This window comes from Variovorax sp. KK3 (genome assembly GCF_001984055.1).
Classification (GTDB): Bacteria; Pseudomonadota; Gammaproteobacteria; order Burkholderiales; family Burkholderiaceae_C; genus Variovorax.
Genome location: NZ_LYVO01000008.1, coordinates 82,758 through 105,903 on the forward strand (window position 1 = coordinate 82,758; position 23,146 = coordinate 105,903).

Consider the following 23,146-nt stretch of genomic DNA (forward strand, 5'->3'; position numbering starts at 1 on the left):
CAACGAACCAACAAGGAAAACCCATGAGCACTCGTCGCCGCTTCATCTCGCAGTCCGCCGCCATGGCCTCCGCCGTCGCCCTGCCGCTCGTGGCGGGCGCGCAGCCCAAGACCGTGAAGGTCGGCGTGCTGCATCCGGTGACGGGTGCACTGGCCTACTCGGGCCAGCAATGCCGCCTGGGCGCGCAGCTCGCCATCGAGGACATCAACAAGGCCGGCGGCATCAAGTCGCTGGGCGGCGCGCAGATCGAGGCGTTGCTGGGCGACGCGCAGTCGCAGCCGCAGGCCGGCACGGCCGAGGTCGAGAAGATGAACGAAGCCGGCGTGAGCGCGATCGTCGGCGCCTTCGCGTCGGCCATCTGCCTGGCGACCACGCAGGCCGCAGCCAAGTACAACCTGCCGCACGTGGTCGACGTGGGCGTGGCCGACCAGATCGTCGAGCGCGGGCTCAAGAACACCTTCCGCTTCGGGCCCGGCTACAAGAAGTCGACCGAGCTCTCGATGGCCAACCTGCTGGTGCTCAACAAGGCCGCGGGCAGCCCGGCGAAGACGGTGATGATCATCCACGAGGAATCGCTGTTCGGCGCCGGCACCGCGCAGCTGCTGTCGCGCGAGCTACCGGGCTACGGCTTCGACGTGAAGGAAGTGGTGAAGCACGCCAACCCCACGCGCGACTTCAACAACATCGTGCTGCGCATGAAGTCGATCAACCCCGACATCGTGATCCCGGCCAACTACTACAACGAATACGCGTTGCTGGTGCGCACCATGCAGCAGCAGAAGGTGTCGCCGAAGGCCATCTTCTCGGTGCTGGGCGGCGCGGCCTCGAGCTACAAGTTCGTGAAGGAGTTTCCCGACGCGGCCAACGGCATCATCGACTGCAACCACTGGTTCAACCCGAAGGACAAGCGCGCGCAGGAACTCAGGAAGCGGGTGGAGGCCAAGGGGCAGTTCTTCAGCTACGAGGTCTTCATGACCTACACCGCGATGGGCCTGCTGGCCGATGCACTGGAGCGCGCGAAGTCGACGGACCGCGCGGCCATCATCGATGCGCTGGAGAAGAGCACCTTCTCGAATCACATCATGCCGTACGGGCCTACGAAGTTCGTCAACGGGCAGAACGAAGGTGCGCAGCCGCTGATGACGCAGGTGGTGAAGAACGACATCAAGGTGATCATTCCGCGCGATTACCGCGAGGTGGAGCCGGTGTTTCCGTTGAAGGCGTGAGGATGCGATCGACTTGTCCCTTGTCCCCGCTTTGTCCCCTCTCCCTCTGGGAGAGGGCGTAATACCGTGCTCGATTTCGGCATTCTTTTCCCGTCGCTGCTCAACGGCCTGACCACCGGCGCCGTGTACGCGCTGATCGCGCTCGGCCTCACGCTCATCTACGGCGTGCTCCACATCATCAACTTCGCCCACGGCGCCTGCCTGATGCTGGCGCTGTACGCGGTGTACTTCCTCAAGGAACGGCTCGGCATCGATCCGTACCTGGCGTTGCCGATCGTGGTGCCCGGCATGTTCGCGCTCGGCTACGCACTGCAACGCATCGTCATCAACCGCGCCGGCCACGGCAAGGACGAGAACATCCTGTTGGCGACACTCGGCATCGCGATCGTCATGGAGAACCTCGCGCTGATCTTCTTCAAGTCCGACACGCGCAGCGTCGACACCGCCTACTCGCTGGCCACCGTCGCCATCGGCCCCGCGATGATCGCGGTGCCCAAGCTGGTGGCCTTCGCCGGCGCGCTCGTCGTGTCGGCGCTGCTGTTCTGGATCATGGGCCGCACCGACCTCGGACGCGCCATCCGTGCGGTGGCGAAAGAGAAGGAGGGAGCGAAGCTCATGGGCATCGACGTCGACCACGTCTACGCGATGAGCTTCGGCATCGGCCTGGCCTGCCTGGGCGCCGCGGCCTGCTTCCTGCTGCCGGCCTACTACGTCAACCCGCAGGTGGGCAGCGGCTTCGTGCTGGTGGCCTTCACCATCGTGGTGCTGGGCGGCATGGGCAGCTTCGTCGGTGCGCTGGTCGGCGGCTTCCTGGTCGGGGTGGTGGAGTCGCTGGGCGGGCTGTACCTCGGTGAATCGCTGGGGCAGATCGGCATCTTCGCGATCTTCATCGCGGTGGTGCTGTTCAGGCCGCAGGGGTTGTTCGGAGCCAAGGCATGAGCGGAGGCCGCCAGCTCGCGCTCATCGCGCTCTTCACCATCGCGGTGGCCTGCGTGCCGCTCGTTTCGCGCTCGGGCGCGCTGCTCAACTTCGTGATGATGGCGCTCTATGCCACGCTGCTCGCGCAGGCCTGGAACATCCTGGGCGGCTTCGGCGGGCAGTTCTCGTTCGGCCATGCGCTCTTCTTCGGCACGGGCGCTTACGTGCAGGCCATCGCGCAACTGCAGGGTGGGATCAACGCGTGGGCGGCGCTGCCGCTGGCCATCGCGGGTGCGGCGGTAGTGGGCGTGTTCGTCGGCGCGCTGAGCTTCCGCTACGGGCTCAAGGGCTCTTACTTCGCCTTGGTCACGCTGGCCTTCGCGGAGGTGTTCCGCATCGTCGCGCTGTCGGTGCCGTTCACCGGCGGCGGTGTGGGGCTGATGGTGCCGCTGCGCGAGGCGGCGTCCAACTTCCAGTTCGGCTCGCGTGCCGGCTACCTGTGGGTGATGCTGGGCTTCGTGCTGGCGGCGCTGCTGGTGACCTGGTGGCTGCGCCACGGCCGCTTCGGCGCCTGGCTGCAGGCGGTGCGTGACAACGAGGACGCGGCCCGCGCGGTCGGCGTGAATCCGTTTCGCGTGAAGCTAGGCGCGATCGCATTGTCTGCCGCCTTCATGGGCGCGGCCGGGGCCTTCTATGTGCAGGTGTTCCAGTACATCGACCCGGGCATCGCCTACGGGCCGTCGACCTCGGTCGAGGCGCTGGTCGCGGCCATCGTGGGCGGCATGGGCACGCTGTGGGGGCCGGTGCTGGGCGCGGTGGTGCTGCACCTGCTCGCCGACCTCACGCGCAACCTGTTCGGCGAGCTGCCGGGCATCAACATGGTGATCTACGGCGTGGTGCTGGTGCTGATCGTGATCTTCCTGCCGCGCGGCATCGCGGGGCTGGGCCAGTCAGTGCGGCAGCTGTGGGCCGGGAAGGGCGGGCGCCATGGCTGAGCCGCTGCTGCAGCTGTCGAGCGTGTCGCGCGCCTTCGGCGGCCTGAAGGCGGTGCAGGACGTGAGCCTGGCCGTGCCCCAAGGGCGCCTGTGCGCGCTGATCGGCCCCAACGGCGCCGGCAAGACCACGCTGTTCGCGCTGATGTCGGGCTTCCTGAAGCCTGACACCGGTACCGTGCGCTTCGCCGGCGAAGACATCACCGGCCGCGAGCCGCACCGCAATGCGGCCGCGGGCATGACGCGCACCTTCCAGATCGTCAAGCCCTTCGCCGCGCAGACGGTGCGCGAGAACATCGCGGTCGGCGCGCACCTGCACGTGCGCAGCCGCGGCCAGGCGCTGGCGCAGGCCGAACAGGTGGCCAAGCAGGTCGGCCTGGCGCCGCAGCTCGACAAGCCCGCCTCCGACCTGACCGTGGCGGGCCGCAAGCGGCTGGAGCTGGCGCGCGCGCTGGCCACGCGGCCGCGCCTGCTGCTGCTCGACGAGGTGCTGGCCGGCCTCAACCCGCAGGAGATCGCCGAGATGATGCCGGTGGTGCGCGGCATCGCCGATGGCGGCGTGACCGTGCTGATGATCGAGCACGTGATGCAGGCGGTGATGCACCTGGCCGAGCACGTGTGGGTGCTGGCGCAAGGCAAGCTCATCGCAGAGGGCAGCCCGCAGCAGGTCACGTCGAACGAGCAGGTGGTCGAGGCCTACCTGGGGCAGGGCACGGCGGCGCGGCTGCGCAAGGCGCAGGGGGCCCGCGCATGACCTCGTTGCTCGACATCCAGGCCCTGCGCGGCGGCTACGGCCGCACCGAGGTGCTGCGCGGCGTGGACCTGCAGGTGAACGCCGGCGAAATGGTCGCGCTGCTGGGCAGCAACGGGGCCGGCAAGTCCACGCTGAACAAGATGGTCTGCGGCCTCGCACCGGCCTGGAGCGGCACGGTGCGCTTCGACGGGCAGGACCTGAGCGGCGCGCACTACCGCGACGTCGTGAAGGCCGGCCTGATCCAGGTGCCCGAGGGCCGCAAGGTCTTCCCCAACCTGAGCGTGCTGGAGAACCTCGAACTCGGCTCCTTCACCCGCGCACGCGAGCGCCGCGCACTCAACCTGGAGCGCGTGTTCACCATCTTCCCGCGGCTCAAGGAACGCCGCGGCCAGCACGCCGGCACCATGAGCGGCGGCGAGCAGCAGATGCTCGCCATCGGCCGTGGCCTGATGGCGGAGCCGGTGCTGCTGATCCTCGACGAGCCCTCGCTGGGCCTGTCGCCGCTGCTGGTCGAAGAAATGTTCGCGCTGATCCGGCAACTGCGCGACGACGGCCTGGCCGTGCTGCTCGTGGAGCAGAACGTGGGCCAGTCGCTGGAGATCGCCGACCGCGCCTACGTGCTGGAGAACGGCAGCGTGCGCTTCTCGGGCGAGCCGCAGGCGCTGTTGGCAAGCGACGAACTGCGGCGCGCGTACCTGGGGCTGTGAGCCCGCCAATTCCGATTCAAGAGACATCGAGCCAAGGAGGCCACCTGCCATGAAACGTCGAGACATCCTCATCGCATCCGCAGCCGCCGCGCTGGCCACCGGCGCACGCGCCCAGGTCGGCGGCGCGCCGGTGCGCATCCTGGTCGGCGCGCCCGCCGGCGGTTCCACCGACACCCTGGCGCGCACGCTGGCCGCCAGCATGGGCCCGGTGCTGGGCCGCACGGTGATCGTCGAGAACCGGCCCGGCGCCGGCGGCAACATCGCGGCCGAGGCGGTGGCCAAGGCGGCGCCGGACGGCAACACGCTGCTGATGAGCTTCACCAGCCACGCGATCAACGCGACGCTCTACCCTTCGCTGCCCTTCGACCCCATCAAGGACTTCAGCGCGCTGACCTGCGTCGCGACCTCGCCCTCGGTGCTGGTGGCGCATCCGTCGGTGCCGGCCGCCAACGTGCGCGAGCTGATCGCACTGGCCAAGGCCAAGCCGGGGCAGCTCAACTTCGCCATCGGCGGCATCGGCTCCTCGCTGCACATGGCGGGCGATGCCTTCAAGATGCAGTCGAACACCTTCATCGTCAACATCCCCTACCGCGGCACCGCGCCTGCGGTGCAGGACGTGCTGGCCGGCCAGGTGCAGCTGATGTTCGCCGCGGTGGGCAACGTGCAGGCCCACGTGAAGGCCGGCAAGCTCAAGGCGCTGGGCGTGACCACCGCGAAGCGCCTGCCTTCGCTGCCCGAGGTGCCGGCCATCGCGGAGACGCTGCCGGGCTACGAGTCGAGCGCGTGGTTCGGTCTGTTCGGGCCGGGTGGGCTGCAGCCCGATGTCGCCAAGCGCATCAGCGACGCGGCGCGCCAGGCCATCGCCCAGCCCGAGATGCGCAAGCGGCTGGAGACCGAAGGCGCGATTCCCGTCGGCAACTCGCCCGAGCAGTTCACCGAGTTCGTCAAGGGCGAGATCGTGCGCTGGGGCAAGGTGGTCAAGTTCTCCGGGGCGAAGCCGGAATGACGTCCGCCCAGACCCTGGCGCAGAAGCTGATCGCCCGTGCCTGCGGCCGCGAGCGGGTCGCGGTGGGCGAGATCGTGACCTGCAACGTGGACCTCGCGATGTTCCACGACTCCTCGGGCCCGCGCCGCCTGAAGCCCATGCTCGAAGAGCTGGGCGCGCAGATCTGGGACAAGCAGCGCGTGGTGCTGGTGATGGACCACTACGTGCCCGAGCGCGACGAGGACTCGCGCCGCATCGTGCGCATCGCACGCGACTGGGCGCGCGACCAGCAGCTGCCGCACGTGTACGACAGCCAGGGCATCTGCCACGTGGTGGTGCCGCAGCACGGCCACATCCGCCCCGGCATGCTGTGCGTGGGCGGCGATTCGCATTCGCCCACGGGCGGGGCCTTCGGCGCCTACATGTTCGGCGTGGGCAGCACCGAGATGCTGGGCGTGGTCGTCACCGGCCAGATCTGGCTGCGCGTGCCCGAGACCATCCGCATGTGGTGGGACGGCGCGCTGCCGGCCGGCGTGACCGCCAAGGACATGATGCTGTCGATGATCGGCCGCTTCGGCATGAACGGCGGGCGCTACCAGGCGGTCGAGTTCTGCGGGCCCGCGGTAACGGCGCTGTCGATGCAGGAGCGCATGACGATGTCGAACATGAGCGCCGAGCTGGGCGCGCAGGCCGGGCTGATCGCGCCCGATGCGACCACCGTCGCCTTCCTGGCCGAGGCCGGTGTGCGCGAGGTGGACACCACGCCCTGGTTCACCGACGAAGGCGCGGCCTGCGAGACGCATCGCTTCGACGCAAGCACGCTCGAGCCGCAGGTCGCCGCGCCGCACAGTCCGGCCAACACGCATGGCGTGAGCCACGATGCGGGCACGCCGGTCGACGTGGCCTACATCGGCGCCTGCACCGGCGCCAAGCTCGAAGACCTGCGCGCCGCGGCCCAGGTGCTGCGCGGGCGCAAGGTCGCGCCCGGCGTGCGCCTGATGGTGGCGCCGGCCAGCCTGCAAGACCAGGCGCGCGCGCAGCAGGAGGGCGTGCTGCAGGTGCTCGTCGATGCCGGTGCCGAGCTCTTTGCGACCGCGTGCGGCGCCTGTTCGGGCTACGGCGATCCGCTGGACGACGTGACCGTGATCTCCACCACCGCACGCAACTTCAAGGGGCGCATGGGCTCGCCCGATGCGCTGGTGTACCTGGGCTCGCCGTACACCGTGGCAGCCTCGGCGCTGCGCGGTTGCGTGACCGATCCGCGGGAGGTGCTGCAGTGAAAGCAGACGCGACGCACCGTGTCTGGCGCCTCGGCCCCGACATCGACACCGACGCGCTGGCGCCGGGCCATGCGATGAAGCACGGCATCGACGTCATCGCGACGCATTGCCTCGAAGCCGTACGCCCCGAGTTCGCGCGCGAGGTGCGGCCGGGCGACGTGATCGTGGCCGGCCCCAATTTCGGTATCGGCTCGTCGCGCGAGCAGGCCGCAGCGGTCCTGGTGCATCTGGGCGTGGCGGCGGTGATCGCACCGTCGTACAGCGGGCTCTTCTTTCGCAACGCCTTCAACCTGGGGCTGCTGCTGCTGACCTGCGCCGAGGCCGAATCGATGCAGGACGGTGAGCAGGTCTCCCTGGACGAGAACGGACCGTCCGTGCAAGGTGCCGACGGCCGCGTCCTGGCGTGCGAGCCGGTGCCCGGCTTCCTCATGGACATGGTGCGCGCCGGCGGACTGCTCGCGCAGTTGCGGCAGCGCGTCGAGGACGGCCATGGCGGCTGACACCGACGGCTTGCGCCGGTGGGACGGCCACCTCGCCGTGCTGCGCGAAACGGTCGCGCTGCACGCGGCGCGCCGGGCCACCGCCGAGGCCTCGATGCAGGCGCGCCGCCTCCTGGCCGACACGCTGGGCTGCGCCATCGCGGGCCGCCATGCCGCCGAAGTGCGCCGGCTCGAAGACCTGCTCGGCGGCTGCGAGCCTGGCAGCTTTCGCCTGCCGGGCGGGCCAGCGCTGGGCGTGCAGGCCGCGGCGCAGGTCCTGGCCATGGCCGCTACGTGGGACGAAGCCTGCGAAGGCCACGCACTCGCCCACGGTCGCCCCGGCGTTCCGCTGGTGGCCGCGCTGCTGCCGCTGGGCCTGCAGCGCGGCTCGACGCTGGCCGAGTTCGCCGACGCCTTCGTGCTCGGCTACGAGGTCGGCGCGCGGTGCGGGGCCTGGCTGCGCATCCGGCCCGGCATGCACGTCGATGCCAACTGGCCGGCACTGGGCGTCGCCGCCGGCGTGGCGCGGCTGATCGGCCTGCCGGCCGCGGGCATCGCGCAGGCCATCGACATCGCGGCCTGCCAGCTCGCGACCAGCCTCTACCTGCCGGTGGCGCAGGGGCGCACAGCGCGCAACACCTACCTGGGCCACTCCGCGACGCTGGGCCTGCAGGCGGCCTTCGCCAGCGCGGCCGGCATCGATGCGCCGGCCGATGCACTGGCCCACTATGCGCAATGGCATGCGGCCGCGGCACCACAGGCCTTGCCGGCCGCCGATGTCGCGCTATTGCAGGACGCCTACCTCAAGCCGTTCGCCGCGGTGCGCCACGTTCACTACGGCGCGGTCGCGGCGCGCATGCTGCGCGCGCAGCTCGACGGCGACACGCGTTCCATCGAGCGCATCGTGCTGCAGGTCTACCAGGAAGCCATCACCTACTGCGGCAACCGCGCGCCGCGCACGCCGATCCAGGCGCAGTTCTCGTTGAGCTTCGGCCTGGCTGCGATGCTGCGCTTCGGCGACATCGATCCCACGGTCTACGAAGGGCCGCGCTTCGACGATGCCGAGTTGCGGCGGCTCGAATCGCTGGTGGCGCTGGAGCCCGATGCCGGGCGCACGGCCCGCAACGCACGCGGCGCGACGCTGCGCCTGCACCGCGCGGCCGACACGCTGCAGCAGGCGGTCGACGCCATTCCGGGCGATGCCGGCCATCCGCTCGATCGCGCCGCGCTCATCGACAAGTTCTGCCGCTACGCCGCGCGCAGCCTGGATGCCGAGCGCGCCGCGCGCTTCTGCGAGGCGCTGCTCGGCGGCAAGAACACCGAAAGCACCGGAGACAGCCACGACGTCGAACTGCGCGCCCTGTGGCGGCAGCTCGACCCTTCTCATTCCTGACATCGACCGAAAGCCTCCCATGAAATCCCTGCGCCAACTCGCAAGCACGCTGCTCGTGTGCCTGCCGCTGGCCGCCGCCGCCCAGGGCGCCGGCGACTTTCCGAACAAGCCGATCCGCATCGTCGTGCCCTTCCCGGCAGGTGGTGCCACCGATGCCGCGGCGCGGCTGGTCGCCACCCAGATGTCCGAGGCCTGGGGCCAGCCGGTGGTGGTGGACAACCGCGCCGGTGCCGGCGGCAACGTGGGCTCGGACATCGTCGCCAAGTCGGCGCCCGACGGCTACACGCTGGTGATGGGCGTGACCGGCTCGCACGCCATCAACACCTCGCTCTACAGCAAGATGCCTTACGACCCCGTGACGGACTTCGTGCCGATCGCCCAGGTGGCGGTGGTGCCCAACGTGCTGGTGGTGCATCCCTCGGTGCCGGCGAAGAACCTGGCCGAACTGGTGGCGCTGGCCAAGCGCGAGCCCGGCAAGCTCAACTACGCATCGCTGGGCAACGGCACTGCCGCGCACCTGGGCATGGAGATGCTCAAGACCGCCGCGGGCATCGACGTGACGCACGTGCCTTACAAGGGCAGCGCACCGGCCGTGACCGACCTGCTGGCCGGCCAGGTGCAGATGATGGTCGACGGCCTGCCGTCGGCCCTGCCGCACATCCAGGCCGGCAAGCTGCGCGCCATCGCGCTGACCAGCCTCAAGCGCGCGCCGGCACTGCCCGAGCTGCCAACCATCGCCGAGACCTACAAGGGGTTCTACGCCGATGCCTGGTCGGGCCTGTTCGCGCCTAAGGGCACGCCCAAGCCCGTCGTCGACAAGCTCTCGGCCGAAGTGCAGCGCATCCTCAAGCAACCCGCGGTGCGCGAGAAGCTGGCCGCGCTGGGCGCCGAGCCGGTGGGCTCCACGTCGGCGGAGTTCGGTGCGCACGTGAAGCGCGAGATCGACAAGTGGGCCGCGGTGGTGAAGAGCAGCGGTGCCCAGGTGGATTGACCATGAACCCGAACATGAACGACAGCACAAGCCTCGACCCCGTCACCCTCGCCGTGCTGCGCGGCCGCCTCGAACAGGTGGCCGACGAGATGGACGCCACGCTCTACCGCAGCGCCTTCAATCCCATCATCGCGGAGGCGCACGACGCCTGCCACGGCCTGTACGACGCGCAGACCGGCGACACGCTGGTGCAGGGCAAGTCGGGCCTGCCGGTGTTCGTGGGCGCCATGGCCTTCGCGGTGCGTGCCACCGCGGCTGCGGCCGAAACGCGCGGCGGCATGCAGGACGGCGACATCTGGATCAGCAACGACGCCTACGACGGCGGCACGCACGCCAACGACTTCAAGCTGGTGCGGCCCTTCTTCCGCGATGGCCGCCTGTGGTGCCACATGGCCTCGGCCGCGCACTGGCACGACGTGGGCGGCGCGGTGCCCGGCAACTACAACCCGGCGGCCACCGAATGCTGGCAGGAGGCGGTGCAGATTCCGCCCGTGCGCATCGTGCGCGGCGGCGTGCTCGACCAGGACGTGCTGGCCATCCTGCGCGCCAACACGCGCCTGCCCGAAAGCCTGTGGGGCGACCTCAACGGCCAGCTGGCGGCGCTGGAACTGGGCGCGAAGCGGCTGCACGGCCTGCTCGACGAGTACGGCGACGCGCTGGTGCTGCAGGCGCTGGGCGAGCTGCGCGGCCGCGCGCTGAAGCTGATGCGTTCGCACATCGCCTCGCTGCCCGACGGCCGCTACAGCTTCGAGGACCTGCTCGACAACGACGGCATCTCGCCCGAGCCGCTCACCATCGCGCTCGACATGACGGTGGCCGGCGACCGGCTCGAACTCGACTTCTCGCGCACGTCGCCGCAGTGCGCCGGCCCGGTCAACATCTCGCGCGCGACCGCGGTCGCGGCCTGCTACGTGGCGCTCAAGCACCTGTTCCCCGACGTGCCGGCCAATGCGGGTGTGCTCGATGCGGTGGACTTCCGCATCCCCGACCGGCTGGTGATCAGCGCCGAGCGGCCGCGGCCGGTGGGCGGCTACACCGAGACCATCCTGCGCATGATCGACGTGATCTTCAGCGCGGCGGCCCAGGCCGACCCGCGGCGCGCGGTGGCGCAGGCCTACGGCACCATCAATGCACTGTCGATCGCCGGGCACCGCAGCGATGCGGGGCGCGAAGGGCAGCGCTGGGTGATGTTCAGCTTCTTCGGCGGCGGGCACGGTGCGCATTCGGGCGGCGACGGGTTGTCGCACGGCAATGCGCCGATCTCCACCGCCACCATCCCGCCGCTGGAAATCCTCGAGGCGGCGTACCCGGTGCGCTTCACCGAATGGAGCCTGCGCACCGGCTCGGGCGGCGACGGCGAGCACCGCGGCGGGCTGGGCGCGGTCTACGAGATCGAGCTGCTCGAGAAAGACGCGGAGGTTTTCGTGTTCGGTGAGCGCGGCAGCTCACCGCCCAAGGGCATCGCCGGCGGCGGGGAAGGGGCGCTCAACGTGTTCCGCTACGAGAACGACGGGCAGTGGCATGTGCCGCCGATGGTGTCGAAGATGCGCGGCATCCACCTGGTGCGCGGCGAGCGCGTGCGGCTGGAGACGCCGGGCGGCGGCGGCTGGGGTGCACCGGCCGAGCGTTCGCGCGAGGCGCGGGCACGCGACCGGGCCATGGGCTACGTGGGCGAAGAAAGCGCCGAGGATTCCGAATGAACGCAGCAGACAGCAAGAACACCGCAGGGCTGGTCGTCGGGGTCGACGTCGGTGGCACCTTCACTGACCTCTTCGTACTCGACGAAGCTGCGGGAACGGCACGCATCGTCAAGGTGCCTTCCACGCGCGGCGAGGAAGCGCGCGGCTTCATGAACGGCGTGCAGCGCGTGGCCGACTCGGCCGCCGCCATCGCGACCATCGTGCACGGCACGACCGTCGGCACCAACGCCTTGCTGGAGCGCAAGGTGGCGAAGACCGGCATCCTCACCACGCGCGGCTTTCGCGACGTGCTGGAGATGCGCCGGCGCGACCGCCCGCAGACCTGGGGCCTGCGCGGCAGCTTCGTGCCGGTGGTGCCGCGGCAGCTGCGGCGCGAGGTGGACGAGCGCGTGCTGGCCGACGGCAGCATCCACACGCCGGTCGACCTCGACCAGGTGCGCGAGCAGGCGCGCGCGCTGCTGGCCGAAGGCTGCGAGGCCGTCTGCGTCTTCTTCATCAACACCTACGCCAACCCCGAGAACGAGCGGCGCGCGGTGGCCGAGGTGCGCGCGCTCTGGCCGAACGCGCACGTGACCTCGGCCAGCGAGGTGCTGCCCGAGATCCGCGAGTTCGAGCGCTGCTCCACCGCCACGCTCAACGCGGCGCTGCAGCCGGTGGTGGGCAACTACCTCGAACGGCTCGAAGGCGACCTCCGCGCGCAGGGCTTCGCCGGCGAGTTGCTGGTGGTGCAGAGCAACGGCGGCGTGATGTCGCGCGCCACGGCCGGCGAGCTGCCGGTGCGCACCGCGTTGTCGGGCCCGGCAGCCGGCGTGATCGCCTGCGCCGAGATCGCGCGCGCGGCGGGTTTTCCGAACGCGATCACCGGCGACATGGGCGGCACCTCCTTCGACGTGTCGCTGATCGCAAACGGCGAGGCCGCGCTGGCGGCGCAGACCGCGATCGAGTTCGGCATGGTGATCCGCTCGCCCATGATCCAGATCGAGACCATCGGCGCGGGCGGCGGCTCGATCGCCTCGGTCGATGCGAGCGGCATGCTGCAGGTGGGGCCCGAGTCGGCCGGCAGCGTGCCCGGCCCGGCGTGCTACGGGCGCGGCAACACGCGGCCGACGGTGACCGATGCGAACGTGCTGCTGGGGCGCATCGCGGCCGACCGTCCGCTGGGCGGCGGCCTGCTGGCGGCACTCGACGCCGGCAAGGCGCGCGAGGCCATCGCGGAACACGTGGCCCAGCCGCTGGGCCTGGAGGTGCATGCGGCCGCCGAGGCCATCCTGACGGTGGCCAATGCGCGCATGGCCGGCGCGATCCGGCTGGTGTCGATCGAGCGCGGCCACGACCCGCGCCGTTTTGCCTACATGCCCTTCGGTGGTGGCGGCGCGCTGCACGTGTGCGCCATGATGCGCGAGGTCGGCGTGGCCACGGGCATCGTGCCGCGCTACCCGGGCGTGACTTCGGCGCTGGGCTGCGTGATCGCCGACATGCGGCACGACGCGGTGCAGACGCTGAACCAGCCGCTCGATGCGCTCGACGTCGAGGGCCTGCAGCGGCGCGTGGCCGAGCTGGCCGCGGGCTGCCAGCAGCGGCTGGACTCGTCGGGCGTGCGCTTCGACGCGGTGCGCGAGGTGATCGCGCTGGACATGCTCTACGCCGGCCAGACCCACACGTTGCCGGTGCTGCTGCGCGATGCGGGGGCGCTCACGCGCGAGGCGATTCGCGTCGCCTTCGAAGAGGCTTATGCAGCCGCCTTCGGCCGCGTGCTCGACGGCATCGCCATCCGCGTGATGAACCTGCGCTATGCGCGCATCGGCGTGCGGCCCAAGTTCGACCTGGCGGTGCTGGCGCCGGAAGGCGAGGGCAGCGTGGCGCCGCTGGGGACGCAGCGGGTGTTTCACGAGGGGCGGTGGCATGAGGCGACGCGGTATGCGCGGCTCGCGTTGCCGGTGGGCACGCGCATTGCGGGGCCGGCGATCCTTGAGCAGGCGGATACCACGGTGTGGTTGGAGCCGGGCTTCGAGGCGGAGGTGGATGCCTTCGGCAACTTGCTGGTGAGGGCCGCATGAAGTTGAGGCGCGGCCCTGCCTTACTCCCTCTCCCGGAGGGAGAGGGAGCAATACCGCGCGACCGCTATTCAATGAACGCCGACCAATGACCACCGACAACCGCATCCACGCCCCCCGGACCGCCCTGGTCATCATCGACCTGCAAAACGACTTCCTCGACCCCAACGGCGCCTACGCCCGAGGCGGCGACACCAACCCCGCGGCGGCACCGCTGCCCGAGCGCGTGGCCGGCGTGGCCCACACGCTCAAGGCGGCCGGCGGCCTGGTCGCCGCAAGCCAGTTCACGCTGTGGCCCGACGCGGCCGGCGAGCCGATGGTGTCGCCGCACCTGAAGGCACTGCGCCCCTTCCTGCGCAAGGGCGACTTCGCGCCCGGCAGTTGGGGCCAGGCCAACGTCGATGCGCTGGCGGGCCTCATCGCGGTGACGGTCTCCAAGGTCGCCTACTCGGCCTTCTTCAACACCCAGCTCGACTGGGTGCTGCGCCGCGCCGGCATCGACACCGTGGCCGTGTGCGGCATCGTCACCAACGGCGGCGTGGCCAGCACGGTGCGCGATGCCCACATGCGCGACTACCGCACGCTGGTGCTGGCCGACGGCTGCGCGGCCTTCGGCGAAGAGCGGCACGATACCGCGCTGGCCGACATGCGCAACGTGGCCGAAGTGCTCGACTGCGCGGAACTGATCCGCCGGCTGGCATGACGCAGATGCCGCTTCGCAGCGTGCGCCGGGCATCGCGAATCGATGCCGAGGCGCGGACCGCGGTGGCCATCGTCGGCGCGGGCGCCTGCGGACTGACGGCGGCGCTGATGCTGCACGACGCCGGCATCGACTGCGTGGTGCTGGAGCGCGATGCACAGCCGAGCGGATCGACCGCGCTGTCGTCGGGCTTCATCCCGGCGACCGGCACGCGCGTGCAGCGCGCACGCGGCATCGACGACAGCGCCGAGCGCTTCGCTGCCGACATCCAGGCCAAGGCGCATGGCCGTGCCGCGCCGGCGCTGGTGCGCGCCTACGCCGAGGCCATCGGCCCGGCGCTCGATGCGCTGCAGGCCCGGCATGGACTGGACTGGGTGCTGCTCGACGGCTTTCTGTATCCGGGGCATGGCGTCCATCGCATGCACGCGCTGCCGCAGAAGACCGGCGCGTCGCTGATGGCGGCCTTGCAAGCGGCGGCCGAGGCGGCGGACATTCCTGTGCTGACCCAGGCGCTGGTCGAAACGCTGTGGCTCGACGAGGCGGACCGCGTGATCGGCCTCGGCTACCGCCGCCCCGACGGCCGTGAAGAAGGCCTCGCCTGCGATGCGCTGCTGCTGGCCTGCAACGGTTTCGGCGGCAACGCGGACATGGTGCGCGAACTGCTGCCCGAGATGGCCCAAGCCACCTTCGGCGGCCATGTCGGCAACGACGGCAGCGCCATCCTCTGGGGCCGGGCGCTGGGCGCGCGGCTGCGCGACCTGGGCGGCTACCAGGGGCACGGCTCCTGGGTGACGCCGCAGGGTGCGCTGATGTCTTGGGCCGTGATGATGGAAGGCGGCGTGCAGCTCAACCGCGAAGGGCGCCGCTTCCACGACGAGACCCAGGGCTACTCCGAAGCCGCGGTGAAGGTGCTGGCGCAACCGGGCGGCGTGGCCTGGAACGTGTTCGATGCGTCGCTGTTGACGCTGGCCCGCGAATTTCCCGATTTCTGCGAGGCCGAGGCGGCAGGCGCGCTGCGCCGCTGCGACACCGTGGCGCAGCTGGCGGCGTGCATCGGCAGCAGCCATTGCGACGTGCCGACACTGCAGGCCACGCTCGATTCGATGCGCGCGGTCGGCCCGCAGCCCGACGGGCGCGTGTTCCGCCGCGGGCTCTCCGCGCCGTACTACGCGGTCAAGGTGACGGGCGCGCTGTTCCACACGCAGGGCGGGCTGGACGTCGCGCCCGACATGCACGTGCTGCGCGCCGACGGCACGCCGCTGCCCAACCTGCTGGCCGCAGGCGGCGCGGCGGGCGGTGTGTCGGGCGACGCCGTGTGGGGCTATCTCTCGGGCAACGGGTTGCTCAGCGCGGTGGCCGGCGGCGCCATCGCGGCGGCCACGCTGGCCGCATCGACCGGCGCGCGAAAGGACAAGGACAGCACATGACGAATCCTATTTCCCTCAAGTCACGCCTCGCCTCGCGCGACATCGTCCTGGCGCCCGGCGTCTACGACGCGCTGAGCGCACTGGTGGCCGAGCAGGCCGGCTTCGAGGCGCTCTATCTGTCGGGCGCCTCCATCGCCTACGCGCGGCTGGGCCGCTCCGACGTGGGGCTGACCACGTACACCGAGGTGGCCGACACGCTCGCGCGCATCTGCGAGCGGGTGGCGTTGCCGGTCATCGTCGATGCCGACACGGGCTTCGGCAACGCGCTGAACACCCAGCGCACGGTGCGCGGCTTCGAGCGCGCGGGCGCGGCCATGGTGCAGATCGAGGACCAGGGCTTTCCCAAGCGCTGCGGGCACCTCGACGGCAAGACGGTGGTGCCGGTGGGCGAGATGACAGGCAAGCTCAAGGCCGCGCTCGATGCGCGCGCTTCGGATCAGACGCTGATCCTGGCGCGCACCGATGCGGTGGCAGTCGAGGGCCTGGACGCGGCGCTGGACCGCGCCGAGGCCTACCTCGCCTGCGGCGTCGACGCGCTGTTCATCGAGGCGCTGCGCTCGCCCGAGCAGATGGACGCGGCCTGCCGCCGCTTCGCCGACCGCATTCCGCTGCTGGCCAACATGGTCGAGGGTGGCAAGACGCCCGTGCAGGACGCCGACGCGCTGCAGGCCCACGGTTTCCGCATCGCGATCTTTCCAGGCGGGACGGCGAGGGCGGTCGTCCACACCCTGCAGGGCTACTACGGCAGCCTGAAGCGGCACCGCACCACGCAACCCTGGCGCGACCGGATGCTGGATTTCGACGGGCTCAACGCCGTGATCGGCACGCCGGAATTGATGGCGACCGGCCAGCGCTACGAGGGCTGACTGCGGCCTGACCCGTTGACGAGCCGTTCGGCAGCGAATGGCGGAAATGTCAACTTTTGCATTCAATCGGCCTGCAGGAGGTGTCGGACAAAAGTAATACTGGGGCATGATACTTGCGGTAACTAAAAAGACTTCAAGTTTCATGATGACCCTGTCCGCCTTCTCGATCATCCTGGCCGCCGTGCTGCTGAATTCGGCAGCGCAGCTGATGCTGAAGGCCGGCGCGCAGTCGCTCGGCACCGTCGCCTTCAATGGCGCTTCGCTGTTTTCAGCCGCGTGGAATGCGGCCACCCAGCCCTGGATCGTGCTGGGGCTGTGCTGCTATTTCGTCAGCGCCGGGCTCTGGATCGTGGCCCTGACCAAGGTCGACGTGACGGTGGCCTACCCGATGCTGTCGATGGGTTACGTCATCGCGGCCGTGCTGGCCTGGCACTTCTTCGGCGAGGCGCTGACCGCCTCGCGCATCCTGGGCATCTCGATCATCCTGGTCGGTGTCGTCGTGCTCGCGCGAGGCTGAAATGAACGCATCCCTGCCCCTGTACGTCGACCTCGACGGCACGCTGATCGCCACCGACTCGCTGCACGAATCGCTGCTCAAGCTCGTGCGTTCATCGCCGCTGGCGCTGCTCCAGTTGCCGGGCTGGCTGCTCAAGGGCCGCGCCGTGCTCAAGCAGGAGGTCGCGCGGCGCACGAGCCTGGACGTGACCACGCTGCCTTACCGGCAAGAGGTGCTCGACCTGGTGCGCGAAGCCCGCGAATCGGGCCGCCGCACCATTCTGGCCACGGCCAGCGATGCCCGCGTGGCGCATCGCGTGGCCGAACACCTGGGCCTGTTCGACTCGGTGCTGGCCTCCGACGGCGAACGCAACGTCAAGGGCTCGGCCAAGCTGGCGGCCATCCAGGCCGATGCCGGCGGCCAGGGCTTCGCGTATGCGGGCGACCATTCCGCCGACATGAAGGTCTGGCAAGGCGCCACGGCCGCGGTGGTGGTCAGCCGTTCGGGCACGCTCGCGCGCCGCGCCGCCGGCGTGACCCAGGTCGAGACGGTCATCCAGCCGCGCCGCGCGGGGCTCGGCCGCTACCTGTACGGCCTGCGCGCGCACCAGTGGCTCAAGAACCTGCTGGTCTTCCTGCCGCTGATGCCCTTGCTGCACGAACTGACGGCCACGCTCGTCGTCGACGCCGCGCTGGCCTTCGTCGCCTTCAGCCTGATGGCTTCGGGCATCTACGTGCTCAACGACCTGCTGGACCTCGAATCGGACCGGCGCCACCACCGCAAGCGACGACGGCCTTTCGCGGCCGGCGACATCTCGCCGGCCACCGGCCTCGCGATGTCGGCCGCGCTGGGCATCGCATCGGTGGCGATGTCGTTCGCCCTGTTGCCCGAATCCTTCGTGCTGGTGCTGCTGGTCTACGCGGCGCTCACCACCGCCTACTCGGTGTTCTTGAAGCGGCGCGCCGTGGTGGACGTGTTCTCGCTGGCCGCGCTCTACACGATCCGCGTGGCGGCAGGCACCGAGGCCACCGGGCAGCCGCTGTCGTTCTGGATTCTTTCCTTCTCGCTCTTCATCTTCCTGAGCCTGGCGCTGGCCAAGCGCTACGTCGAAATCACCACCGCCGCCGGCGACGGAGGCCAGCTCAAGCGTGACCGCGGCTACCATCCGGGCGACGAGACCTTCGTGCTGTGCACCGGCGTGGCCGCAGGCCAGATGTCCGCGCTGCTCTTGAGCCTGTACCTGCAAGACCAGCAGATGCTGTCGCGCTACGACAACCCGACCTGGCTGTGGGTGCTGATTCCCGTCTTCCTGTTCTGGACCGTGCGCATCTGGCTCAAGGCCATCCGCGGCGTGCTGCACGACGACCCGGTGGTCTTCGCAGCCCGCGACTGGGTCAGCCGGGTCGCGGTGGGCATCGGCGCGGTGGCGCTGTGGATGGCGAACTGAGCCGTTGCCGCCTTCGCTCCACGTCTCTTTCTTCCTTCCTTAGGCCCTCTCCGGTAACAAGAACATGAAGATCCTCATCGCGTCGGTGGCGCTCACTTTGCTGTGTGCCGGCTTGCTGTTCGTGCTGTGGCGCCACCGTCCCGGCATTCCGGGCCTGGTGTCGTCGCGCGAGACGCAGCGGCTGGAAAGCACCTGGCGCCTGTGGCTGATCTGCCTGGTCGGCGGCGTGGCGCTCAGCGCGTTGCTCGCGCTCGCGGTGGGCGCGCAGCGCGAGACCTCGCTGGGCTACCTCCGCATCGTGCTGTCGAGCCACGCCGGCGAGGACTCGTGGATGCCGATGCTGCGCGCCTCGGCCTTCCTGCAGGCGCATCCGGACACGCTGCTGTACCAAGGCGTCTTCTTCGGCCAGCACGTGAAGTTCCAGTACCCGCTGACGGCGCTGTTGCCGCTGGACCTGCCGCAGTGGCTCTTCGGCCTGTCGGGCGAGAGCGTGGTCACGATCTTCCAGATCGTCTCGCGGCTCAGCCTGGTGGCGATCGCGCTGGTGTTCTTCAAGCTCTTCATGGGCGCGATGCAGGCGTCGTCGGGCGGCCGCGAGTTGAAGCTGCCCAAGATGTCCAAGGGCGCGCTGATCGCCATGAGCCTCGCGAGCACGCTGCTTTTCTATCCGCTGCTGCGCTCCGAATACCACGGCCAGATCCAGACGCTGATGACGCTGGCCGCCGGCCTGGCGCTGCTCGCCTGGCAGCGCGACCAGCCGCGCCTGGCCGGTGTGCTGATGGCCCTGTGCTGCATCATCAAGCCGCAATGGGGCGTGGTCGTCCTGTGGGCACTGCTGCGCCGGCAATGGCAGTTCGCGCTCTTCGCCACCGTCGCGACCGGCGTCGCGGGGCTGCTGGCCCTCGCCGTGTACGGCTGGAACAACGTGTTCGACTACGTGTCGGTCGTGTCCTTCCTGGGCCGGCATGGCGAGAGCTACTTCATCAACCAGTCCGTCAACGGGCTGATGCACCGCTTCTACTTCAACGGCGTCAACCTGCAGGGCGCGGGGCAACTGTGGTCGGGCACGGACTTCCCGCCCTACCACCAGGTGGTTCACTTGGCGACCGTCGTGACTTCGGCCTTGCTGCTGGTGCTGGCCCTGGTCTGGCGCATCGGCAAGCGCCCGAGCACGACCGACCTGGGGCTGGTCATGCTGACGCTGACGATGGCTTCGCCCATCGCGTGGGACCACCACTACGCCTTGCTGCTGCCGGTCTTCGCGGTCGTGTTCCCGGCGGCGGTCAAACGCCAGCCCTTCGGTGCGTGGACGATGCCGGTGCTGTTCGTGACGCTGACGCTGTCCTGCCAGTCCTTCGTGGGGCCGACCAACCTGGCGGCCGGCTCGGTGTGGAACGTGCTGCAGTCGTACCAGTTCGCCGGCGCGGTGATGGCGCTGGTCCTGCTGTACCGCCTGTCGTGGTTGGAGCAGCCGCTGCCCTCCGCGGCGCGGCGCGACGGCCCGGAACTGGCGCCGGCCACCGTCTATTGAGTACGAGAACGCGGCGCGAGCCTGCGCCGCCTTTTTGGCCTGGTCACGCCTGGTGCGTGCCGGGCCTGCTTTTTTTTGGGCTCCGATAACCTGCCGCGGCAGTAGGACTTTCATTCGCCGGCCATCAAACGTCGCAAAATAGAACGACCGTTCGTTTTATTTGCGACCTTCCATGCCTTCCACCGCAGCGCCTTCCCGCAGCACCCGTGCGCCCCACAAGGGCCAGCAGACCAAGGCCGTCATCGTCGACGCCGCGCTGAACCTGGCCGCGCAGATCGGGCTCGAGGGCCTGTCGATCGGTGCGCTGGCCGAGGTCACCGGCATGAGCAAGTCGGGCGTGTTCGCCCATTTCGGCTCGCGCGAGGAACTGCAGATCTCGGTGGTGCGCGAGTACCACAACCGCTTCGAGCAAGAGGTGTTCTATCCCGCCCTGCAGTCGCCGCGCGGCCTGCCGCGGCTGCGCGCCCTGTTCGCCAACTGGATGAAGCGCACCTCGGCCGAAATCGACTCGGGCTGCATCTACATCAGCGGCGCGGTCGAGTTCGACGACCGGCCCGGGCCGGTGCGCGACGAGTTGGCCGAGTCGGTCAACAGCTGGCTGGCCGCCATGCTGCGCGCCGTGCTGCAGGCCCAGGAAGAAGGGCACCTGCATGCCGAGGCCGATGCCAAGCAGATCTCGTTCGAAATCCACGCGCTGATCCTGGCCCTGCATTACGAAGCACGCTTCCTGCGCTCGCCAGACTCGCTGGCCCGCGCCAATGCGGGCTTCGACAACATCGTCGCGCGCTGCGCGACGCCGGAAGCGCTGGCCTCGCCCGAAGCCGCCGCCCATGCGAGCGGCGCCACCGCGCCGCCCGCCCGGCGCATCAAGGCCGTTCGCTGAACGGCCGAACGTTTTTTTTCGCTTTTCTTTTCTCATCTCTTTTTGCAGCTGGAGACCTTTTCATGCCCGCCTACACCCCGCCCCTTCGCGACATGCAGTTCGTCATGCACGAGGTGCTCAAGGTCACCGAGGAATACAAGGCGCTGCCCGCGCATGCCGAGGTGGACGCCGACACCATCAACGCGGTGCTGGAAGAGGGCGGCAAGTTCGCCGCCGAGGTGACCTTTCCGCTCAACATCTCGGGCGACGAGGAAGGCTGCACCCTCGACAAGAGCACGCATGCGGTGAAGACGCCCAAAGGCTTCAAGGAGGCCTATGCCAAGTACGTCGAAGGCGGCTGGGCGGCGCTGTCCTGCGACCCGAAATACGGCGGCCAGGGCCTGCCCTTCACGGTGAACCAGTGCATCTACGAGATGCTCAACTCCGCCAACCAGGCCTGGACCATGTACCCCGGCCTGTCGCACGGCGCCTACGAGGCGCTGGTCGCGCACGGCACCGACGCGCAGAAGACGACCTATCTGCCCAAGCTCGTGAGTGGCGAATGGACCGGCACCATGTGCCTGACCGAGCCCCACTGCGGCACCGACCTGGGCATGCTGCGCACCAAGGCCGAGCCGCAGCCCGACGGCAGCTACCGGCTGACCGGCAACAAGATCTTCATCTCGGCCGGCGAGCACGACATGGCCGAGAACATCATTCACCTGGTGCTGGCCCGCCTGCCCGACGCGCCCAAGGGCAGCAAGGGCATCAGCCTGTTCGTGGTGCCCAAGTTCAACGTGCAGGCCGACGGCTCGCTCGGCAGCCGCAACGGCATCTGGTGCGGCGGCCTCGAGCACAAGATGGGCATCCATGGCAACGCCACGGCGCAGATCGTGCTCGAGAACGCCAATGGCACGCTGGTCGGCGAGCCCAACAAGGGCTTGGCCGCGATGTTCGTGATGATGAACGCGGCACGCCTGGGCGTGGGCAACCAGTCGCTGGGCCTGACCGAAGTCGCCTTCCAGAACGCCCTGGCCTACGCCAAGGACCGCATCCAGATGCGTTCGCTCTCGGGCATCAAGGCGAAGGACAAGGAAGCCGATCCGATCATCGTGCACCCCGACGTGCGCAAGATGCTGATGACCGCCAAGGCCTATGCCGAAGGCGGCCGCGCACTCGCCATCTTCTGCACGCTGCTGCTGGACAAGGAGCACCACCACCCCGACGAGAAGGTGCGCAAGGACACGGGCGAGCTGGTCGCGCTGCTGACGCCGATCGTGAAGGCCTTCCTCACCGACAACGGCCACATCTCGACCAACGCCTGCATGCAGGTCTTCGGCGGCCATGGCTTCATCAAGGAATGGGGCATGGAGCAGTTCGTGCGGGACAACCGCATCAACATGATCTACGAAGGCACGAACACCGTGCAGTCGCTCGACCTGCTGGGCCGAAAGGTGCTGGGCAACAACGGCGCGACGCTGAAGAAGTTCGGCAAGCTGGTGGCGAAGCTGGTGGAGGAAGAGGGCGTGAACGAGAAGATGAGCGAGTTCATCACGCCCATCGCCGTGCTGGGCGACCAGCTCACCAAGTTCACCACCGAGCTGGGTTTCCGCGGTTTCCAGAACCCCGACGAGGTGGGCGCCGCCGCGGTGGACTATCTGCGCGTGGCCGGCCACTTCGTCTTCGGCTACATGTTCGCGCTGCAGGCGCGCGTGGCGCTGGCCGCCATCGCTGCGGGCAGCGACGACAAGTTCTACCAGGCCAAGCTGCAGACCGCGCGCTTCTACTTCGCGAAGCTGTTCCCCGAGACCGCGACGCTGATGCGCACCGCACGCGCCGGCGCCGCCCCTCTGATGAACACCGACGCCGCACTGGCATGAGCACCATGACCAAGCACCTTCTTGCAGCCATCGCCCTGGCGTCGGCCGGCGCGGCCTTCGCGCAGATGACGCCCGTCGGCGTGTGGCAGAGCGTCGACGACAAGACCAGCGAGGCCAAGTCGCAGATCCGCATCGACGAATCGGGCGGCGTGCTGAGCGGCCGCATCGAGAAACTGCTGCGCAAGGAAGCCAAGCAGGACGCGGTGTGTGACGAATGCACCGACGACCGCAAGGGCAAGCCGCTGGTCGGTCTCGAGATCATCCGCGGCGCGAAGAAGGCCGAGGGCAAGGACGTCTGGGAAGACGGCAAGATCCTCGACCCCGAAAACGGCAAGAGCTACACGCTGCGGCTCACGCCCGTCGACGGCGGCAAGAAGCTCGAAGTGCGCGGCTCGGTGCTGGGCATCGGCCGCACGCAGACCTGGAACCGCGTCCAGTAAGAACACATCCCCTCGTTG

Annotated in this window: 21 protein-coding genes; all 21 read left to right on the top strand. The window is 69.4% G+C overall.

All coding sequences use genetic code 11. The annotated features are described in order from the left end of the window. Positions 1-23 precede the first annotated feature (23 nt). The 21 genes from B0W80_RS06180 to B0W80_RS06280 all read left to right on the top strand — a co-directional run bounded on the left by B0W80_RS06180 (position 24) and on the right by B0W80_RS06280 (position 23,128). A complete protein-coding gene (locus B0W80_RS06180; protein WP_076998231.1) occupies positions 24-1,226 on the top strand; it encodes an ABC transporter substrate-binding protein in 1,203 nt (400 codons plus the stop codon). 66 nt (positions 1,227-1,292) lie between these two features. Continuing rightward, positions 1,293-2,165 carry a branched-chain amino acid ABC transporter permease gene (locus B0W80_RS06185; RefSeq protein ID WP_076998232.1) on the top strand — a complete coding sequence of 291 codons (873 nt, stop codon included), beginning with the start codon at positions 1,293-1,295 and terminating at the stop codon, positions 2,163-2,165. After that, a complete protein-coding gene (locus B0W80_RS06190) occupies positions 2,162-3,139 on the top strand; it encodes a branched-chain amino acid ABC transporter permease (protein WP_076998233.1) in 978 nt (325 codons plus the stop codon). Before B0W80_RS06185 ends, B0W80_RS06190 begins: the two co-directional genes overlap by 4 nt. After that, on the top strand, positions 3,132-3,890 hold the full coding sequence (locus tag B0W80_RS06195; RefSeq protein WP_076998234.1) for an ABC transporter ATP-binding protein: 759 nt from the start codon (positions 3,132-3,134) through the stop codon (positions 3,888-3,890). The genes B0W80_RS06190 and B0W80_RS06195 overlap by 8 nt, the downstream gene beginning before the upstream one ends. Next, complete coding sequence (locus B0W80_RS06200) at positions 3,887-4,597, top strand: ABC transporter ATP-binding protein (RefSeq protein WP_076998235.1); 711 nt, start codon at positions 3,887-3,889, stop codon at positions 4,595-4,597. The genes B0W80_RS06195 and B0W80_RS06200 overlap by 4 nt, the downstream gene beginning before the upstream one ends. 49 nt (positions 4,598-4,646) lie before the next feature. Continuing rightward, complete coding sequence (locus B0W80_RS06205) at positions 4,647-5,603, top strand: tripartite tricarboxylate transporter substrate binding protein (protein ID WP_076998236.1); 957 nt, start codon at positions 4,647-4,649, stop codon at positions 5,601-5,603. Next, positions 5,600-6,862: a 3-isopropylmalate dehydratase large subunit gene (locus B0W80_RS06210; protein ID WP_076998237.1), complete on the top strand. Its 1,263-nt coding sequence runs from the start codon at positions 5,600-5,602 to the stop codon at positions 6,860-6,862. Before B0W80_RS06205 ends, B0W80_RS06210 begins: the two co-directional genes overlap by 4 nt. Beyond that, a complete protein-coding gene (locus B0W80_RS06215; protein WP_076998238.1) occupies positions 6,859-7,362 on the top strand; it encodes a 3-isopropylmalate dehydratase in 504 nt (167 codons plus the stop codon). The genes B0W80_RS06210 and B0W80_RS06215 overlap by 4 nt, the downstream gene beginning before the upstream one ends. Further along, a complete protein-coding gene (locus B0W80_RS06220; RefSeq protein ID WP_076998239.1) occupies positions 7,352-8,734 on the top strand; it encodes an MmgE/PrpD family protein in 1,383 nt (460 codons plus the stop codon). Before B0W80_RS06215 ends, B0W80_RS06220 begins: the two co-directional genes overlap by 11 nt. A 19-nt stretch (positions 8,735-8,753) precedes the next feature. Next, complete coding sequence (locus B0W80_RS06225; RefSeq protein ID WP_076998240.1) at positions 8,754-9,725, top strand: tripartite tricarboxylate transporter substrate binding protein; 972 nt, start codon at positions 8,754-8,756, stop codon at positions 9,723-9,725. Between the two features lie 14 nt (positions 9,726-9,739). Continuing rightward, complete coding sequence (locus tag B0W80_RS06230) at positions 9,740-11,425, top strand: hydantoinase B/oxoprolinase family protein (RefSeq protein WP_076998280.1); 1,686 nt, start codon at positions 9,740-9,742, stop codon at positions 11,423-11,425. Next, positions 11,422-13,482 carry a hydantoinase/oxoprolinase family protein gene (locus B0W80_RS06235; protein WP_076998241.1) on the top strand — a complete coding sequence of 687 codons (2,061 nt, stop codon included), beginning with the start codon at positions 11,422-11,424 and terminating at the stop codon, positions 13,480-13,482. Before B0W80_RS06230 ends, B0W80_RS06235 begins: the two co-directional genes overlap by 4 nt. Positions 13,483-13,567: 85 nt before the next feature. Further along, positions 13,568-14,182, top strand: a complete 615-nt coding sequence (locus B0W80_RS06240) for a cysteine hydrolase family protein (RefSeq protein ID WP_076998242.1) — start codon at positions 13,568-13,570, stop codon at positions 14,180-14,182. Next, a complete protein-coding gene (locus tag B0W80_RS06245) occupies positions 14,179-15,606 on the top strand; it encodes an FAD-dependent oxidoreductase (protein ID WP_076998243.1) in 1,428 nt (475 codons plus the stop codon). The genes B0W80_RS06240 and B0W80_RS06245 overlap by 4 nt, the downstream gene beginning before the upstream one ends. Continuing rightward, complete coding sequence (locus B0W80_RS06250) at positions 15,603-16,472, top strand: oxaloacetate decarboxylase (protein ID WP_076998244.1); 870 nt, start codon at positions 15,603-15,605, stop codon at positions 16,470-16,472. Before B0W80_RS06245 ends, B0W80_RS06250 begins: the two co-directional genes overlap by 4 nt. Positions 16,473-16,617: 145 nt before the next feature. Further along, positions 16,618-16,989 carry a multidrug efflux SMR transporter gene (locus B0W80_RS06255; RefSeq protein ID WP_076998281.1) on the top strand — a complete coding sequence of 124 codons (372 nt, stop codon included), beginning with the start codon at positions 16,618-16,620 and terminating at the stop codon, positions 16,987-16,989. A gap of 1 nt (position 16,990) precedes the next feature. After that, positions 16,991-18,415, top strand: a complete 1,425-nt coding sequence (locus B0W80_RS06260) for a UbiA family prenyltransferase (RefSeq protein ID WP_076998245.1) — start codon at positions 16,991-16,993, stop codon at positions 18,413-18,415. 64 nt (positions 18,416-18,479) lie between these two features. Further along, positions 18,480-19,946 (top strand): glycosyltransferase family 87 protein, encoded by a 1,467-nt coding sequence (locus B0W80_RS06265; RefSeq protein ID WP_076998246.1) that lies wholly within the window; start codon positions 18,480-18,482, stop codon positions 19,944-19,946. A 172-nt stretch (positions 19,947-20,118) separates the two neighbouring features. Next, entirely contained in the window at positions 20,119-20,829 is a 711-nt protein-coding gene (locus tag B0W80_RS06270; protein WP_076998247.1) for a TetR/AcrR family transcriptional regulator, read from the top strand. A gap of 62 nt (positions 20,830-20,891) precedes the next feature. Continuing rightward, entirely contained in the window at positions 20,892-22,688 is a 1,797-nt protein-coding gene (locus B0W80_RS06275; protein ID WP_076998248.1) for an acyl-CoA dehydrogenase C-terminal domain-containing protein, read from the top strand. A 5-nt stretch (positions 22,689-22,693) separates the two neighbouring features. Beyond that, complete coding sequence (locus B0W80_RS06280; protein WP_076998282.1) at positions 22,694-23,128, top strand: DUF2147 domain-containing protein; 435 nt, start codon at positions 22,694-22,696, stop codon at positions 23,126-23,128. Positions 23,129-23,146: the final 18 nt, after the last annotated feature.